Raw genomic sequence first — 15,793 nt, 5'->3', positions numbered from 1 at the left:
TGAGAGTGAAGGGAACCGCTTTGTATGTAGTAATGCCAGAATTGTACTTCGTTAAATGATTATTGACCAAAGTATGGATCTCTCACACAAATATCATTGTCTGAAAAGTAATTCCATATTGCACAGCCAATAGAATAGCCTGCACCACCATCAATCACATCAGGACTAGCCGCGGATGCTGGAGCGGAAGTAACTCCAGTTACAAGGGTACCAGCTAGTAAAAACGCAGTAAGTTTTTTCTTCATTTATCTCACCTCCACTTCTTTAATTTAACATAAATTCCTTATTATAGTAAATAATTACTTATACTAATATAATATATCAAAATAATTATTTGTTTATGTATAAAAGCTAATATTGATATTAAGGTGAAAATGTATAGCCGCATAGCATAACTTTGTTGAAGGAGATAAAAGAAAATGCTACTAGTCTATAGCCAGTAGCATTTTTATGAAAAATTTTATAAAAGGATTAGATTACTTGTTTAGTGTTATCATTCTCCTCAAATTCGTCTAGATGCATCAACTTTTGAATCTTTTTAGATAGAAGCAATAATACAATTCCAAAGAAAATTGCCGCTATACCAAGGTAGATGAATATTTCTAGATACCCTGCTGATGTTGTAAGTGCTGCTACTTGACCAGCCAAGTAGTTTGCTACTGCGTTACTTAAGAACCACATACCCATCAGTAAAGAAGCAATTTTGATAGGAGAGATTTTGCTGACAGCAGATAGTCCAATTGGTGATAGTGCTAGCTCGCCAAGTGTGTTTAGGAAATAGGTTACGATCATGAACATCATGCTGGCTTTAACTACTGTATCTTCTGGTCCACTACTTGTCATCATTACAGCAGGAATCATTACCATAAATCCTAGTCCTAATAGGATTAGACCGAATGCCATTTTGGTAGGAACAGAAAAATCGCCCCGTTTTGTTTTGGATAATTTAATCCATAATGCAGATATGAATGGAGCCAAAAGTAGAATAAATAATGGATTTAGTGACTGGAAGAATGAAACGGGCACTTCATATCCAAAAATTGTTCTGTCTATAAAATCACGAGTATAAAGTGTAAATGATGCTCCTGCTTGTTCAAAACCAGTCCAGAAAACAATTGTAAAGAGGGCAAGAATAAATATAGCTACTGTACGTTTTTTCTCAACTTTTGTTAATGGTTTTGCTTTTTCTTCAAGGCTAGGTTTAACACGTGAACTTGTAGGTTTTCTTCCAATGTCCCCAAGATATTTCTTAGATAGTAAATTAAACGTAATTTGACCGATAATCATACCCATTGAAGATGCTAAAAATGCATATTTGAAGCCGAAAACTTCAACTCCACCAGTATTTGAATAGAAGATATTTGCATACAACAATCCTGCAATTAATGGAGAGATCAATCCTCCTAAGTTAATTCCCATATAGAAAATCGTAAACGCTGAATCTTTACGCTTATCGTTTTTGCTATAAAGTTCACCAACCAGAGTCGAGATATTCGGTTTGAAAAATCCGTTACCAATAATAAGCAACAGTAGCCCCGTATAAAGTCCCCAAGTTTCTTGAATTGCAAATAGCGTGAAGTCACCAATGGCCATAGTGATACCACCAATTGTAATAGCGGTGCGCAAACCGATAAATTTATCGGTGAGATATCCCCCAATTAATGGTGTGAAGTAGACTAATCCTACGTATAGACCGTATAATTCTAGAGCTGAACCCTGGTCCATACCGAGTCCACCGCTGAATAATTCAGCTGTTAAGTAAAGGATTAGAATTGAACGCATACCATAATAGCTATAGCGTTCCCACATTTCTGTGATAAACAAAAGGTACAAACCAGGAGGGTGTTTCATCTTCCCGTTTTTCGCTGGTTTTCCCTGAATGGTGGTATCCATAATTTAACCTCCAATTTTTAAAGAACTTCTCCATTTTAGCAAATTATTTGTCAATTTAAAGATGTGAAGAAAATGTTTATCTTTTTAAAATGTTTGTAAATTTATAAAAATTACAGAGTTATTACAGCTCTAGATATGTTAGAATGCACGAATTTCACGTGTTCAAGCCGCTGCAGAACAGTGGTGTAACTGCCTCTTGTTTTCAATTCGCCAATGAATTTATTTGTTTAAAGCGCTTACAATTGTTACGATCCAAATACTAAAAACAGGGAGAATGACCTAGGTCATTCTCCCTGTTGCACTTATTAACTAACGAGTTCGATATCATATTCATCAAGCCATGCGTTGACTTGAATTAAGTAGTCGAGTAGTCCTTTTGCTTGATCAGTATTTAAATCGCCAGCTTGATTTAATGCAATGGCACGTACTTTCTCTGTATTAATAAGAGGAAGGATCGGGGAGTCTGGTTTGTCCAGAATCTCAAGCATCCAGGTACGAACACCTTCAAGGTAAGCTGGATCTTTGTCGCTCGGATACGCGCTTTTCTTACGATAGAGCACATCTTCTGGAAGTGTTCCTTTTAATGCACGACGTAAAATTCCCTTTTCAATGTTATCCACGTTTTTATAATCAATTGGTACGTTCCAAAGATATTCCACAATGCGATAATCACAGAATGGAACGCGTACTTCAAAACCTGTTTTCATACTAGCGCGGTCTTTGCGGTCAAGCATGAAAGGAAGGAAGCGTGTAATGAAGAAGTAAGACATTTGGCGTTGTTTCGCTTCGAATTCACTCTCTCCTTCAAGGAAAGGAATTTCTTTATAAGCTTCTGCAAAGCGCTGTTTCTGGTATTGCTCAGGTTGAATCATTTCTTTTGCTTCTTCAGAAAGAATCGATGAAATTCCTCCTAAGTTAATGAGCCATGGGAAGACTTGTGCGTTCAAGTATTCTTCCTGATGGAACCATGGGTATCCTGAAAATACTTCATCTGCAGATTCGCCAGAGAGGGCGACGGTCGCGTCCTTTTTCATTTCAGTGAAAAGAAGATAGAGGGACGTCTCAATTTCGCCGACACCTGGTAAGTCTCTTCCTCTCATCGGTTCAAGAAGATTGGATAGAAGCTGATCCGCTCCGAACGTAATTGAGTGATGGTTTGTTCCGACGTCTTCAGATACGCGACGCACCCAGGGCTCGTCCATGTCATGGCGAAGGAAGTCCTTTTTAAAGTGAGCTTCGTTTTGATCGAAGTCGATGGAATACGTTTCAAGTGTTTTATCAGATTCCTGTAGCTCTTTGGCAGCGAGACTTGTTAGACCGCTTGAGTCAAGACCACCTGAAAGCATAGAAACGATTGGCATATCTGAAATTAACTGTCGTTGCACCGTATCCGTAAGTAAATCACGAATCTTTTCAGTCGTTGCGTCCACGCTTTCTGTATGTGCCTTAGATTCTAAGCTCCAGTAGCGATGTTCTTCAATTTTATCAGCCGTTGCGATAAGATAATGTCCTGGACGAACTTCCTCCATACCCTGAAAAATAGCCTGACCAGGTGTTCTCATTGGTCCCATACCAAAGATTTCAGCCAGCCCAGTGCGATCTACTTTTGGCTTAACAGATGGGTGTGCAAGAATCGCTTTGATTTCTGATCCATATAAAAAAGAGTTGCCCTGTTTAGAATAGAAAAGTGGTTTGACGCCTAAATGGTCGCGTCCTAGGAAGAGTTGCTGCTCTTCTTGATCCCAGATGGCAAAAGCGAAAATGCCGTTGAACCTGGTTACACACTTTTCTTTCCATTCCATGTAAGCATGGAGGACAACCTCTGTGTCAGAGTTGGACGTGAACACATGTCCTTTCTCTTGAAGCTCTTGTTTTAATTCTCGATAGTTATAGAGTTCCCCGTTATACGTAAGAACAAGTTGTTGATCTGGAGAAACCATTGGCTGTTTTCCGCCTCGAGGGTCAATGACGATTAGACGTCGATGAGCAAGCGCCGCTTGTTCTGATAGCCAGAAGCCTTCTGCATCTGGTCCACGATGGGCAATGGAATCTGCCATTCCTTTAAGCGTTTCACGCTCATTCGAAAGATCTCCGGACCAATTAATCCAACCTGTAATGCCACACATAACAATTCCTTCTTTCTGAGTAGTTTGCATCAGCACTTTAGTAAAAGTACTTTTCAATCGTATTCCTCCAATTTGGTACGGTCAACATGTGAAAGATCCTGTAAAATTGGAAGTAAATTGAATTATTGGTAAAGAAGTAGCTGAATAGTCTTGTGCTTTACACAATATTGGAAGAAAGTGGATGGTGCCTGTCACCACCCGAATGAGCTCGCTATTTGTCGAAAAGCGCGATAGAAAAACTTTTGTAGCAGATAGACTTTTATATAGAAGCGGTGCTAGAATGATGAAAACATGATAAGGGTTATAGGGGGAGGGGCGAAGATGAAGCATCTTTTAGTCGTCGTTTTGTTTGGATTTCTCGTGTTCATTTATCCAGCACAACAATTGCATCAATTTCAATATCCCAAGACTTATCAGGCGCAAATCACTGAGTTCGCCTATCTTCCTGACGCGAAAATTATCCCTCAATCTATATCGATCATAATAGAAAAACAAAAGATCATCGGCCCTTCTACTCCATACATCCAAGCTGAAATGCTTGTTATATCCTCTCCTTTTCTGACACGGAAGCTTCCTCCGATTGAGATTCATCCTGATGCACATGGCTTTTTAAATGTATTTACTTTTCATTCCAGTTACTTCTCACATCCAAGACTTTAATAGCGGGCATTATACCTTTTAATCATAATAGTGAGGTGGAGAATGCGGTGGATAAATCATCATATTGGAAGAATACAGTTGAATGTTTTGGTTGGATTTGTATGCTTGTCCTACCGTTTTGGGGGATGATCTTATTCTCAGCAGAGTTTACCGGACAGCATTTTGTGCACACTCTGATGATGTATATGAAGTAAATATAAGCAGTTTTAATGATGGTCGAAGGATGCCGTTGCTTCCTTCGACCATTTTTTTGTTGTTCGTAAGCTATAATTAGCAACCCTCTTTCGAATGATCATGATATTTTTGGTAAAATAAAAGAAAAATAGGTTGTGAAGTGAGGGTGGGGGACTATGATTGTTGTTATCGCAAAGCTTTGTATATCAGCTTGTTTAGGGCTAATGATTGGGATTGAAAGAGAGCTTAAACATAAACCTCTTGGTTTAAAAACGTGCATGGTAATCGCAGTTAGTAGCTGCTTATTAACAATTGTTTCGATCGAATCTGCAGAGACTTTCTCCGAAATCTCTCCGAATATAAGAACCGATCCGATGCGTCTTGCAGCACAGGTCGTGTCCGGAATTGGTTTTATCGGTGCAGGGGTTATCTTAAGACGTAATAACGATGCGATTTCTGGATTAACGACAGCAGCTATTATTTGGGGAGCTTCTGGACTTGGTATTGCTGCAGGTGCTGGATTCTTCTTCGAAGCGTTTGTCGGAGTAGCGTTAATCCTGTTCAGCGTGAACATTCTTCCCTTCATTATTAAAAAAATTGGTCCAAGCCAACTGAGGCAGCGGGAGATGAGAGCGAAAATTACGCTTCGAAAAGGCACGGATATTACTGCTTTCATGAGTACGATACAGGCTGCTGACTTTGAGATCAAACATGTGCGTGTTCGCGATACAAAGGAGAAGGATCATCAGGTGGATCTTCGATTATTAACGTTTGAAAAGAACTATACTACGAGTATATATCAACAACTGCGAGAGATAGAAGGGGCTACGTTCGTGGAGGTAGAAGGATAATTGCAGGAGGGTGAGTTGCGCGAGTCGCGTGTCGCGGGTGACAGGCACCACCCGGTTTAACCCGGTTTAGCTCGAATGTTGGCGGGTTATGTCGTATGGAGATTCTGGGGTGTGGACTCCTTCTAATGTTAACTTCATCTGAATAGAGTACTAATGAGGAGACTATTAGTCTGATTTAGACGTTGGAGTTGACGAGCGATGGTTGTTGTACTAATTAAATTATGTATTTCTGCTTTGCTCGGTTTAATGATAGGTATTGAGAGGGAGTTAAAGCATAAGCCACTTGGATTAAAAACCTGTATTGTTATTGCGGTCAGCAGTTGCTTGTTAACAATTGTTTCGATTGAATCTGCTCAAAAATTCGCGGAACTATCAATGAATATACGAACCGATCCGATGCGACTAGCGGCCCAAATTGTTTCAGGAATCGGTTTCATCGGAGCGGGCGTTATTCTCAGAAGGAACAACGATGCGATATCAGGGTTAACGACAGCAGCTATTATCTGGGGAGCCTCAGGTCTTGGAATTGCTGCAGGTGCAGGGTTTTATTATGAAGCATTCGTAGGAGCTGGATTGATTCTTTTTAGCGTGAATATTCTTCCTTGGATTATTAAACGAATCGGTCCGAAAGCATTAAGACAGCGTGAGATGAGGGCTAAGATTACGCTTAAGAAAAACGTAGATGTGACTGAGTTTATGAAAGCCATAGTGGAGCATGATTTTGAAATCCGTCATGTTCGGGTTCGAGATACGAAAGATAAGAATCCGCAAGTGGAGCTTAAATTAATGACATTTGAAGAGAATGAAACAACAGATATCTACCAGCTTCTCAGACACGTTGAGGGCGTCAATGAAATTGAAGTAGAAGGCTGATTTCATAGTTAAAAAGGAGATGGTGGAATATTCCACTATCTCCTTTTTGTTTTGTTATGGAAGCACTGCAAATTCATATCCCTGTGCTCGAATTTCTTCTATTATAGTAGGGAGAACCTGTATGGTTTGGTTTAATTCATGAAGTAAAATAATGGCACCATCTTCAAGATTTGAAACTACGTTTTCAACAATTTGCTCTACATTGTTAGAGAGTTCCCAGTCCATTGAACTAATTCGCCACATGACGGTAGTCAAATCCAGTTCCTGTGCAGCTTTAATGGTTTCCGAATTGTACTGACCAAATGGTGGGCGGAAGTAAGTGACCGGAGCCCTGGTGATATCCTAGATTTTTTGCTTGCTGTGTGAAAGTTCCCTAAGCTGTTGATCATAACTGAGATTTGTTAAGTTAGGATGCTTGCACGAATGGGTTCCAATAATATGTCCTTCATCCATCACTCTTTTCCACGGTCTTTCCCCGAAAAGTAAGCGTGATTGCCAGAAAAACATGGCGCGAACGTTTTCTTTTTTCAAGATATCAAGTAGTGCAGGAAGGGCGCGGGCAGGACCATCATCGAAGGATAAAATGACTGTTTTGTGTGCGCCTTTTTCACCTTTTGTAATGACTTCTTTATCGATAGAGTCGTACACGACCCTTGTTTGGTCAACAATTCATGGGCTTTTTAACATTTATTCTCCCCCTAAGCTATTTAACGTTAGGCTTTCTTCGTACATGTTAATGATCGCTTTTATCTCCACGTTCGATGAATGGTGGCTTTCCACGTATTCCGCTGCATTCTGCCCTAGTTCTTGTCGTAAGGAAACATCTTCAATTAAAGAGCGGGCAAGGTTCTGGAAGTTCTCCATTCCGTCATAAACGAAACCTGTCTTGTCGTGTGTCACAATACTTTTGTTTCCTTTATTTGAAGAAACGAGGACAGGTAGACCATGCCCCATTGCTTCGAGAACGGCAGATGATTGGCCTTCACTGTGAGATGTATTAATTACTACATCTCCATTGTTATACAACGATTGCATTTCTTTGTGAGGAATGACCCCGTCGTACGCTGCCCATTCTTTGTTCTCTGAGACTAATTGCTGAACATATTCGCCTTCTTCTCTTTCGATAATCGGGCCAACTATTTTCAAGTGTACCTGTGGGTGGGTCTGTCGCAGTTGTTGAAGAGCTTTGATAGCGAAGGGGATGTTTTTAACTTTACGAATCCCTGCTGGTAGTAGAAAAATAATTCTGTTTTGCTGATCATTCTGAAAGGTAGTTCGCTTGTTGAAGGCGGTTGTTCCTTGAGCAATGACATAAAGCTTGCTCTTCAGTTCAGGTAAGAGCTCGAGTACACGCTCTTGTGCCTTTACATCAAAAACATGAATGGCAAGCGCGTCCTTCAAACAAGTAATCACATCCTGTTTACGGTCTATGTTCTTTAAATCATGATTGAGATCAGTTCCGGTTAGCGTAATTGTAAAATTTGTGATCGGAGTGCTCACTGTTTTCATAAACTGATAAAAACGATAAGCATTGAATCCATGTATTAGATCAGCATCCTTTAAGGAATGCATGTTATCAATCTGTTCTGTTATTGAAATTACTTCCGTTTCTATTCCGGCATCAATTAATCCTTCTGCAATACGTCGCACTGTAATTGTATTGCCTCGAAGCTGGTTATAGAAAGGAGTTGCAAGGATCACTTTCATGAATGCTCATCCTTTGGTCATTCGGGCGGTGACAGGCACCACCCGATATTTGTCATAACTTGTCATACTTTGTCCGAGTATTAGTGTGGCGTTTATACTGAAGGAACGGTTGGCAAATAGGATAGTACTGTATATTAGTTTACTAAAGATAGGGAGTGTTACAAAATATGAAGGGCTTTTTTAGAAAGTTAATGGGTTTGGAGAAGTGTATGATTTGTAAGAAGAAGCCAACGCGCGCTCACTATTATTTAGATGATGAGGGGAATCGTAAGCCGGTTTGTTATAAGTGTGTTTCATATGCAGAGCGGAGAGCGTATCGAAAGGCATAGATAGGTTAAATAAACGTTTGTTTAACTTGATATGGTAGCAAAGGTCCACTATAAGTTGTTGATTATTGTAGTCTCTGCGCCATTCTATCATCAAACAACATAGAGGAATATGTCAAAGGCGCTCCATTATCGGGGTGCCTTTTTGTTGGCATGCCGAAAGTAGAGTTTGTCATCAAATAGTTTAGAATGTTTTATTTCAGTAAATTTTTTGTTAATAAAGTATAAAATTTACAAATAAACCTTTTTCCTGGTAAGTCGTTCATGTAGTATTAAACATTGAATTCTATAATTTAACAGGAGGAACCTATTGTCTACCAAATTAAAACTATATCAACACGGATCCGTTATTGGATTAATTCTAATTCTCCTAGTGGTATTATTTAATCCGTTTCTTTTCGGAGAACATAGCATTCTTAGGATTGGAGATACGCTAGATCAAATTTTACCGCTTTACGAATATTATCATCACTTATTGTATAGCTCTTCTGAATTTCCCTTTTGGTCTTGGGAATCGGGAGTTGGAGCTAACTTTTGGGGATCTAATGCCTATTATATGACAGGGGACCCGTTTTTTTATTTGTCCTTACTATTTCCTCAAAACTCCTTTCCGGCTTACTTTTACATAATGACATTATTGAAATTTGTTTTGTCTGGGTACTTCTGGTATCTGTTTATGAGGGGCAATCAAATCAAGTATTTTCCTTCATTAATAACTTCATTAATTTTCACCTTTAGTGGTTGGATGATTTTCTTTAATTTAAGATATCTCTTCTGGGGGAGTATTTATGTTTTCATTCCGCTACTGCTATTAGGGATTGATCGAGGGCTTACGAAAAAGAAATGGTCGTTGTTTATAGTGACTGTCTTTACACTAGCCGTTACAAACTACTATTTCTTCTATATGGCAAGTATTCTTGTGGCTCTCTACTTTTTGTATAAATATTTTCTTCAATCTGAAATTAGTTTCAAAAGTTTCTTTAAACAGCTTGGGGCGCTTAGTCTATCCTATCTAATTGGACTTGGCATGGCGTGTTTTATCTTTTTGCCTGCAGCTTATGCGGTGTTTAGCAATATCCGTATGGGAGGGGGCGTGCCTGACTTTTTCCAATTCTATAATGTGGATAAATTGAAGAGGATATTTCTTGGAATGTTAGACGGACGAACCTTTGGTGTTACGTTTATGGCACTCATTTTAATTCCTCAATTAGTGATCATGAAGTCCACAATTAGAAGTAAACTAGTCCATTTCTTTCTTATTATAGTATCTTGTCTACTCGTAATGATGCCTTTCTTTTATTCGATGTTGAATGGTTTTTCCTATGAGACCGATAGATGGTACTTTATTCTAATTGCTCTTTTTCTGTATATGACTGGGGTCGTTTTGGATAAGGTCAAAGATTTACATATTGGAAATAGTCTATTAGCACTGGTGGTGTTCGTTCTATTAGGATATTTTTCATTCCATTATGAACAAACACTAAGTGAACAGCTCATCTTTGGAGCTATCATTCTCGTTCTTCTTGTCCTATATCCATACATGAAGCATGGGCTTATTATTAAACTACTGCTGCTTTTGGTAATTAGCGTGAATTTAATACTGAATGGTGTAGAGTATCGAGATACAATGGACTATTCTACCGACACTTTCTTTACAGAGGGAGAATATTTCGCTGATCATACAACAGAAGCGATTAATTACATAGAAAAGCAAGACTCAAGTTTCTACCGAGTAACGAAGAATTACACTTCTTTCTCTTCGAATGATCAATTGATTCAGGGATATAAGGGATTAAGTACGTATCATTCATTAGCGAATCCGGGATATCTGAAATTACTAGAAGAACATCAAGTTCGCATGTTTGGAGCGATGTTTAATCAGCCGGTAGGCTTTGATAATCGCTTATCACTTGAGGCTCTCTTTAATACGAAATACTACCTTGTGAAGGAAGATGACAACTTTGTTCCTTTTGGATATCAATTCCTTAAACAAGTCGAGGACGTTAAAATCTATGAGAACAAGTATGTTTTGCCGATGGCGGTTGGTTATCAAACGTATTTTGCTGAGGATGAATTCCAGTCTCTTGCAGCTCCTCTTAAAGATCAATCCCTTCTCGCTGGAGTAGGACTTTCGAAAGAGGAAGCAAGTAAACTACCAATTGATTTAGAAAAAGCAAGCCAGGAAGATTTGCACTATAGCAAAAAGTCAATTCCGATTGATGAGATGGAATTTACAAATGTTGATGTTAATCGTGTAAATGATACAGAAGCCATAATTACCGTTCATGAAGATGGCCAGATTCAACTACCGGTGAATTTGAATAAAAGTGGCGAGTATTTTCTGACGTATACGCAAGAAAGAGAGAATAAGAGAATAAGTAATTCCATGGTCGTGACCGATGAAAACGGATTATGGAAAAAAGCACTTGATCGCAGTCATCGGGTGTACCGTCCACAGGAAAACGTGGCTCTTAGTCTGTACTCTCATGATCAATTAGATGACATTACCCTACGTTTCACAGCAGATAACAGCTATCAATTAAAGGATGTATCGATTTATGTTCTGGATGAAGAGTACTATGTAGACCGTCTGAATGAATTACAAGAGAATGCTTTAGAAGACGTAGAGGTGACCAACAATACCGTTACAGGTTCACTATCTCTTCAGAATGATCAGATGATGTTCTTCGCCATTCCTTACGATGCAGGTTGGAAAGCTCAAGTTGATCAAAAGGACGTGCCTGTCTACTCGCTAAGTAATGGTTTTGTAGGAGTACCAGTGAAAAAAGGAACTCATACTGTCGAATTGAATTATGTTTCACCGTGGTTTTATCAAGGGTTAGGTATCTCGATCTTCTCGTTGCTGCTTTTTGTAGCTTATTCTATCCTGAGCAGAAGGAAGAAGAAGAATCGATTTGATGATAGTGAGGTAGTATCTTCAACGGAAAGTGGGATGAGAACGAATGGAACGCAGTAGTAATCTTATATCAATTGTTGCACCTGCCTTCAATGAAGGGAATGGACTAGTTCCATACTATAAAGAAATTAAAAAAAGATTAGATGAGACACTCTATACCTTTGAACTCATCTTCGTAAATGATGGAAGCAGTGATCGGACTTTAGAGGTACTGAAAGATTTGAAAGAGAAAGACGATCGAATTGGAATTATCAATTTCAGTCGAAATTTTGGTAAGGAAAATGCAGTGAAAGCTGGCCTGGATTATGCTAGAGGCGATGCTGTTGTTGTTATGGATGCTGACCTTGAACACCCACCACATGTTCTTGTTGAAATGCTAAATAAGTTTGAACAGGATTATGATGTTGTTTTTACAAGGGCTGTGGACCGGAAAGGGCAAAATTATTTGCGTAAAAAGCTATCAAGTTCGTTTTATAACGTCATTAACAATATAGCAGGCGACGGCATACAGTTTCGCACAGGGGATAAAGACTTTATTCTGTTGAGCAGGAAAGCAGTTAATGCCTTACTGGACCTAAATGAATATAATCGCTTTTCAAAAGGGTTGTTTAAGTGGATTGGTTTCAACAGTACGGAAGTTACGTTCGAACAGGGAGAACGACTTGAGGGAGAATCGAAGTGGAGTCTTAAGAAACTAGGGCATTATTCCATTGATGCCATTACATCTTTCTCGTTTGCGCCTTTAAGGTTTTCAAGCTACATGGGTATGATTGTTTCATCTATTTCATTCATTTACATGATCTATATTATTATCGATACAATTGTGAACGGTAGTTCTGTAGCAGGATTTCCGACCCTTGTGACACTTATTCTATTTCTAAGCGGAGTTATATTAATTTCGTTAGGCATTATGGGTGAATACCTTGCCCGGGTCTTTATTGAGGTTAAGAAAAGACCAATTTATATTATAGAGGAGTATCAACCAAGTGAGGAAGCTTACAGTAAAAGGGTTCATTCAGAAAGCAAATACTAAATTCATACGTTTTGGGATAGTAGGGGTAATGAACACGATTAATTTCTATTTAATCTATTATATCCTGCTTCTATTAAGTCTTTCGTACATGCCGTCTTACATTATCGCTTATGGACTGAGCATGATAGGCTCGTATTTTCTAAACACGTTCTTCGTTTACAAAAGCACTGTGTCCATTAAGAAATTCCTGCAATTTCCGCTGGTGTATGTTGTGCAATTCTTAATAAATCTAGTAGCCATTTATGTGTGTGTTGAATTACTTGGAATAAGAGAAGAGCTAGCTCCTTTTCTTTTCTTACCAATTACAGTTCTGATTACATTCACATTAACGAAATTCATTATAGAGCCTAAAAGTACGGAAGTGAATCAATAAAAAGTGTCTGAGTTCTTGTAGTATAAGAGCTCAGGTTTTTTGTATATAAGGAGTGTGCGAAAAAAGTTTAATACCTAGTTAGGGGATGGACTTGTTTATCGTTCTTTAATCAGCAGGCAAATCTATTTAAACAAACGTTTGATTAATCAACGTAGACACTATAGGAAAAACTGATAGAATAAATGTCGGAAACGGATCGTTATGATTAGGGTTAATCTACTGGTTATAATAGAATGAGATTTTGTTCTAAGGAGGAAAAGCATGAAGCAGCACGATAAAACGCCTGAGGATGACCCAAGGTATCGCGTGGCGAACAGGGAAGCTTTACTGGGCGTTGGACTTGTTATTATAAATTTTATACTCTGGTACGGATTCGCTTATGGGATCGGTTCCAAGCCAGTTGATGAATACAGCTATGTATGGGGACTGCCAGCGTGGTTTTTTTATAGTTGCATCCTTGGCACGGTGATCGTGATTTCGCTCGTTATTTTAGCGGTTGTCTTCTTGTTTAAAGAAGTGCCGTTCGATGAGGAGGGTGACGAATGAATTGGGAGGTTGTAATTCCGCTCATTCTTTTTCTTGTTTCCATCTTCGTAATTGGTTTTTATGCCTCAACCCATTTGAAATCCACATCGAACTTTTTGCAGGAATATTTTCTAGGGAGTCGTCAGCTTGGCGGGTTCATTCTAGCGATGACGATGATTTCAACATACGGAAGTGCAAGTAGTTTTATAGGTGGTCCTGGCGTTGCTTATACGATGGGGCTAGGCTGGGTGTTGCTCTCGATGACGCAGCTTGCGACCGGTTATTTTGTTCTATCCGTTCTTGGTAAAAAGTTTGCGATCATGGCTCGGAGAATACGTGCGGTGACGCTAATTGATTTCTTAAAGGCACGCTATGAAAGCAAAGGCGTTGTGTTTTTATCAGCGCTTAGCATTATTATCTTTCTTTTCTCAGCAATGGCAGCGCAATGGATTGGCGGTGCGAGGCTGATTGAGTCGTTAACAGGGTTATCGTATATCGGTGCGCTGTTCATTTTTGCCGTATCAGTGCTCGTTTATGTAATCATTGGCGGTTTCCGCGCAGTTGCGATTACAGATACCGTGCAAGGCGTGGTCATGTTAGTTGGAACGCTTGTGATTCTTGGAGGAACAGTGATAGCAGGAGGTGGGGTCGGGAATATTGTTTCTACTCTTGGTGCGGAGAATCCAGGGTTAATCTCACCATTTGGTGCCGACCAATCGCTCACACCGCTGTATGTTTCCTCGTTCTGGATTCTAGTTGGTGTAGGGGTTGTTGGACTGCCTCAGGTTGCTGTTCGTGCAATGTCTTATAAAAGCTCTAAAGGTATGCACCGCGCGCTTATTATCGGAACGATTGTTGTTGGTGTAATCATGCTTGGTATGCATTTAACTGGCGTGTTCGGAAGAGCGGTGCTACCTGGGATTGAAGTCGGGGATACCGTCATGCCAAAGCTCGCGATGGAAGTATTGCCTGCTTGGCTCGCTGGGATCGTACTTGCGGCACCAATGGCTGCAATTATGTCGACAGTGGATTCTCTGTTATTGCTTGTAAGTTCAGCCGTTGTGAAAGATATTTACTTGAATTATGTGAAACCTGATGCGAGTGATCAAACGATCAAGCGATTTAGCATCGGAGTAACAACTGTACTTGGCGTACTTGTTTTTGCGATGGCAGTGAATCCACCAGAGCTCTTAATCTGGTTGAATCTCTTCTCATTCGGGGGATTAGAAGCCGCGTTTATCTGGCCTGTTGTGATGGGGCTTTATTGGAAGAAAGGTAACGCGAGCGGTGCGATGGCATCGATTCTAGTAGGAGTTGGGAGTTATATCGGATTTAATACGTTTATGCCGAATGCGTTTGGAATGCATACGGTTGTGTTGCCGGTCGTACTTTCGTTTTTGAGTTATGTGAGCGTGAGCTTAATGACGGGTAGAAAGCATGCGGTAGTGCAGGAAGCGGTGCTTTTGAGGTTGTGGAAGGTGTGATGGTGCCTGTGGTCAAGCCCCCTAAATATGGACACAGTCAAAATCCGAAATTTTAACTCGCTTTTTTATAGTTTTTATAGAACGCTGACGGTGAAGCGAATCCAAGTTTTTGTTGGATTCGCTTTGTGTTGTAATAACGAATATAAGATAAGCTGTTTTTTCGAAACGTGACACCACTAATAATGGGGTAGAAACATGGGAATTCCACTTTAAGTTGAGAGAAAAAGCTCTCTATAACGGCATTATCCCAACAGTTGGCCTTACGAGACATACTTGGAGTGAATCCAAGCTTTTCACTTAATTGATTGTAACGTAAAGAACGATAAACACTGCCCTGATCACTATGAAGAAGAATGCCTGTTAAGCTTTTGAGTTTTCGTTTCTTTTGCGCTTCCTTCAATGTCGCTTCAATTAAATCCTGGTTTGGGCTATCACTTAATTGAAAAGCAATGATTTCGCGATTAAAAAGGTCCATGATCGTTGAGATATACCATTTCTTCTCCTCAATGACCAGTTCTGTCATGTCCGTTACCCATTTTTGATTTGGATGCAGCGCCTCAAACTGGCGTTTTAATAGGTTTTCATAAACGTATCCCCCTGCTAGGGCCTTCACTTGTTTCGTAGCCTTCTTTTGACGGACGGTGGCCTTCAGATTAGCTTCACGCATTAAACGAGCCACTTTCTTATGATTCACGATTCTACCTTTACCTCTTGTTTTCATATGTTTGGCAATGCGCTTGGCACCATACGTGCCACGACGAATGGCATAAATCCGTTTAATACGAGTGAGAAGTGTTTTATCCGAATCGTCGGCGACCTTTTTCGGTCGCTTCAAAGAAGCGTAGTAACCA

At 39.7% G+C, this 15,793-nt stretch carries 16 protein-coding genes; 9 read left to right on the top strand and 7 right to left on the bottom strand.

All coding sequences use genetic code 11. The features are described 5' to 3' along the window. Nucleotides 1-59: 59 nt before the first annotated feature. The 3 genes from JI666_RS13385 to asnB all read right to left on the bottom strand — a co-directional run bounded on the left by JI666_RS13385 (nucleotide 60) and on the right by asnB (nucleotide 4,019). Complete coding sequence (locus JI666_RS13385) at nucleotides 60-245, bottom strand: cytochrome c family protein (protein ID WP_206892665.1); 186 nt, start codon at nucleotides 243-245, stop codon at nucleotides 60-62. Nucleotides 246-471: 226 nt separating this feature from the next. Next, nucleotides 472-1,893, bottom strand: coding sequence for a peptide MFS transporter (locus JI666_RS13380; protein ID WP_206892664.1), 1,422 nt, complete (start codon nucleotides 1,891-1,893; stop codon nucleotides 472-474). Between the two features lie 305 nt (nucleotides 1,894-2,198). Further along, nucleotides 2,199-4,019 carry an asparagine synthase (glutamine-hydrolyzing) gene (gene asnB / locus JI666_RS13375; RefSeq protein ID WP_206892921.1) on the bottom strand — a complete coding sequence of 607 codons (1,821 nt, stop codon included), beginning with the start codon at nucleotides 4,017-4,019 and terminating at the stop codon, nucleotides 2,199-2,201. 321 nt (nucleotides 4,020-4,340) lie between these two features. Here asnB and JI666_RS13370 point away from each other — a divergent pair, with 321 nt between their 5' ends. The 4 genes from JI666_RS13370 to JI666_RS13355 all read left to right on the top strand — a co-directional run bounded on the left by JI666_RS13370 (nucleotide 4,341) and on the right by JI666_RS13355 (nucleotide 6,577). After that, the gene (locus JI666_RS13370) at nucleotides 4,341-4,679 is read left to right on the top strand and encodes a hypothetical protein (RefSeq protein ID WP_206892662.1); all 339 of its coding nucleotides are present in this window, start codon (nucleotides 4,341-4,343) and stop codon (nucleotides 4,677-4,679) included. A gap of 47 nt (nucleotides 4,680-4,726) precedes the next feature. After that, the gene (locus JI666_RS13365) at nucleotides 4,727-4,873 is read left to right on the top strand and encodes a hypothetical protein (RefSeq protein ID WP_206892660.1); all 147 of its coding nucleotides are present in this window, start codon (nucleotides 4,727-4,729) and stop codon (nucleotides 4,871-4,873) included. A 156-nt stretch (nucleotides 4,874-5,029) separates the two neighbouring features. Beyond that, complete coding sequence (locus JI666_RS13360) at nucleotides 5,030-5,704, top strand: MgtC/SapB family protein (RefSeq protein WP_206892657.1); 675 nt, start codon at nucleotides 5,030-5,032, stop codon at nucleotides 5,702-5,704. Nucleotides 5,705-5,902: 198 nt separating this feature from the next. Next, complete coding sequence (locus JI666_RS13355) at nucleotides 5,903-6,577, top strand: MgtC/SapB family protein (protein ID WP_206892654.1); 675 nt, start codon at nucleotides 5,903-5,905, stop codon at nucleotides 6,575-6,577. A 54-nt stretch (nucleotides 6,578-6,631) separates the two neighbouring features. On the opposite strand, the gene JI666_RS21920 is transcribed toward JI666_RS13355, so the two are convergent. From JI666_RS21920 to JI666_RS13345, 3 genes are all read right to left on the bottom strand, one after another. Then, nucleotides 6,632-6,832 carry a polysaccharide deacetylase family protein gene (locus tag JI666_RS21920; RefSeq protein ID WP_349769338.1) on the bottom strand — a complete coding sequence of 67 codons (201 nt, stop codon included), beginning with the start codon at nucleotides 6,830-6,832 and terminating at the stop codon, nucleotides 6,632-6,634. Between the two features lie 87 nt (nucleotides 6,833-6,919). Beyond that, complete coding sequence (locus tag JI666_RS21915; RefSeq protein WP_349769337.1) at nucleotides 6,920-7,225, bottom strand: polysaccharide deacetylase family protein; 306 nt, start codon at nucleotides 7,223-7,225, stop codon at nucleotides 6,920-6,922. Nucleotides 7,226-7,264: 39 nt separating this feature from the next. After that, nucleotides 7,265-8,284, bottom strand: coding sequence for a glycosyltransferase (locus JI666_RS13345; protein ID WP_206892652.1), 1,020 nt, complete (start codon nucleotides 8,282-8,284; stop codon nucleotides 7,265-7,267). Between the two features lie 636 nt (nucleotides 8,285-8,920). On the opposite strand from JI666_RS13345, the gene JI666_RS13340 reads away from it, so the two are divergent. The 5 genes from JI666_RS13340 to panF all read left to right on the top strand — a co-directional run bounded on the left by JI666_RS13340 (nucleotide 8,921) and on the right by panF (nucleotide 14,942). Beyond that, a complete protein-coding gene (locus tag JI666_RS13340) occupies nucleotides 8,921-11,587 on the top strand; it encodes a YfhO family protein (RefSeq protein ID WP_206892649.1) in 2,667 nt (888 codons plus the stop codon). Next, complete coding sequence (locus JI666_RS13335; protein WP_206892646.1) at nucleotides 11,574-12,560, top strand: glycosyltransferase family 2 protein; 987 nt, start codon at nucleotides 11,574-11,576, stop codon at nucleotides 12,558-12,560. The genes JI666_RS13340 and JI666_RS13335 overlap by 14 nt, the downstream gene beginning before the upstream one ends. Next, on the top strand, nucleotides 12,514-12,933 hold the full coding sequence (locus JI666_RS13330; RefSeq protein ID WP_206892644.1) for a GtrA family protein: 420 nt from the start codon (nucleotides 12,514-12,516) through the stop codon (nucleotides 12,931-12,933). Before JI666_RS13335 ends, JI666_RS13330 begins: the two co-directional genes overlap by 47 nt. Nucleotides 12,934-13,194: 261 nt before the next feature. Next, nucleotides 13,195-13,479 (top strand): YhdT family protein, encoded by a 285-nt coding sequence (locus JI666_RS13325; protein ID WP_206892642.1) that lies wholly within the window; start codon nucleotides 13,195-13,197, stop codon nucleotides 13,477-13,479. Beyond that, on the top strand, nucleotides 13,476-14,942 hold the full coding sequence (panF, locus tag JI666_RS13320; RefSeq protein WP_206892640.1) for a sodium/pantothenate symporter: 1,467 nt from the start codon (nucleotides 13,476-13,478) through the stop codon (nucleotides 14,940-14,942). The genes JI666_RS13325 and panF overlap by 4 nt, the downstream gene beginning before the upstream one ends. Before the next feature lie 52 nt (nucleotides 14,943-14,994). Here the strand turns inward: panF and JI666_RS13315 are convergent. Further along, on the bottom strand, nucleotides 14,995-15,793 hold a 799-nt coding region (locus tag JI666_RS13315; RefSeq protein ID WP_206892639.1), incomplete at its 5' end, for an IS3 family transposase.

The sequence above is a fragment of the Bacillus sp. NTK071 genome, assembly GCF_017303315.1.
Taxonomy (GTDB): domain Bacteria; phylum Bacillota; class Bacilli; order Bacillales; family Guptibacillaceae; genus Guptibacillus.
This window is presented reverse-complemented; position numbering and strand designations above follow the sequence as displayed.

Bases quoted from the DNA above. Each gene is read 5' to 3' on its own strand.
- JI666_RS13385 (WP_206892665.1), bottom strand. From the start codon at position 245: ATGAAGAAAAAACTTACTGCGTTTTTACTAGCTGGTACCCTTGTAACT.
- JI666_RS13380 (WP_206892664.1), bottom strand. From the start codon at position 1,893: ATGGATACCACCATTCAGGGAAAACCAGCGAAAAACGGGAAGATGAAA.
- asnB (WP_206892921.1), bottom strand. From the start codon at position 4,019: ATGTGTGGCATTACAGGTTGGATTAATTGGTCCGGAGATCTTTCGAAT.
- JI666_RS13370 (WP_206892662.1), top strand. From the start codon at position 4,341: ATGAAGCATCTTTTAGTCGTCGTTTTGTTTGGATTTCTCGTGTTCATT.
- JI666_RS13360 (WP_206892657.1), top strand. From the start codon at position 5,030: ATGATTGTTGTTATCGCAAAGCTTTGTATATCAGCTTGTTTAGGGCTA.
- JI666_RS13355 (WP_206892654.1), top strand. From the start codon at position 5,903: ATGGTTGTTGTACTAATTAAATTATGTATTTCTGCTTTGCTCGGTTTA.
- JI666_RS13345 (WP_206892652.1), bottom strand. From the start codon at position 8,284: ATGAAAGTGATCCTTGCAACTCCTTTCTATAACCAGCTTCGAGGCAAT.
- JI666_RS13335 (WP_206892646.1), top strand. From the start codon at position 11,574: ATGGAACGCAGTAGTAATCTTATATCAATTGTTGCACCTGCCTTCAAT.
- JI666_RS13325 (WP_206892642.1), top strand. From the start codon at position 13,195: ATGAAGCAGCACGATAAAACGCCTGAGGATGACCCAAGGTATCGCGTG.
- panF (WP_206892640.1), top strand. From the start codon at position 13,476: ATGAATTGGGAGGTTGTAATTCCGCTCATTCTTTTTCTTGTTTCCATC.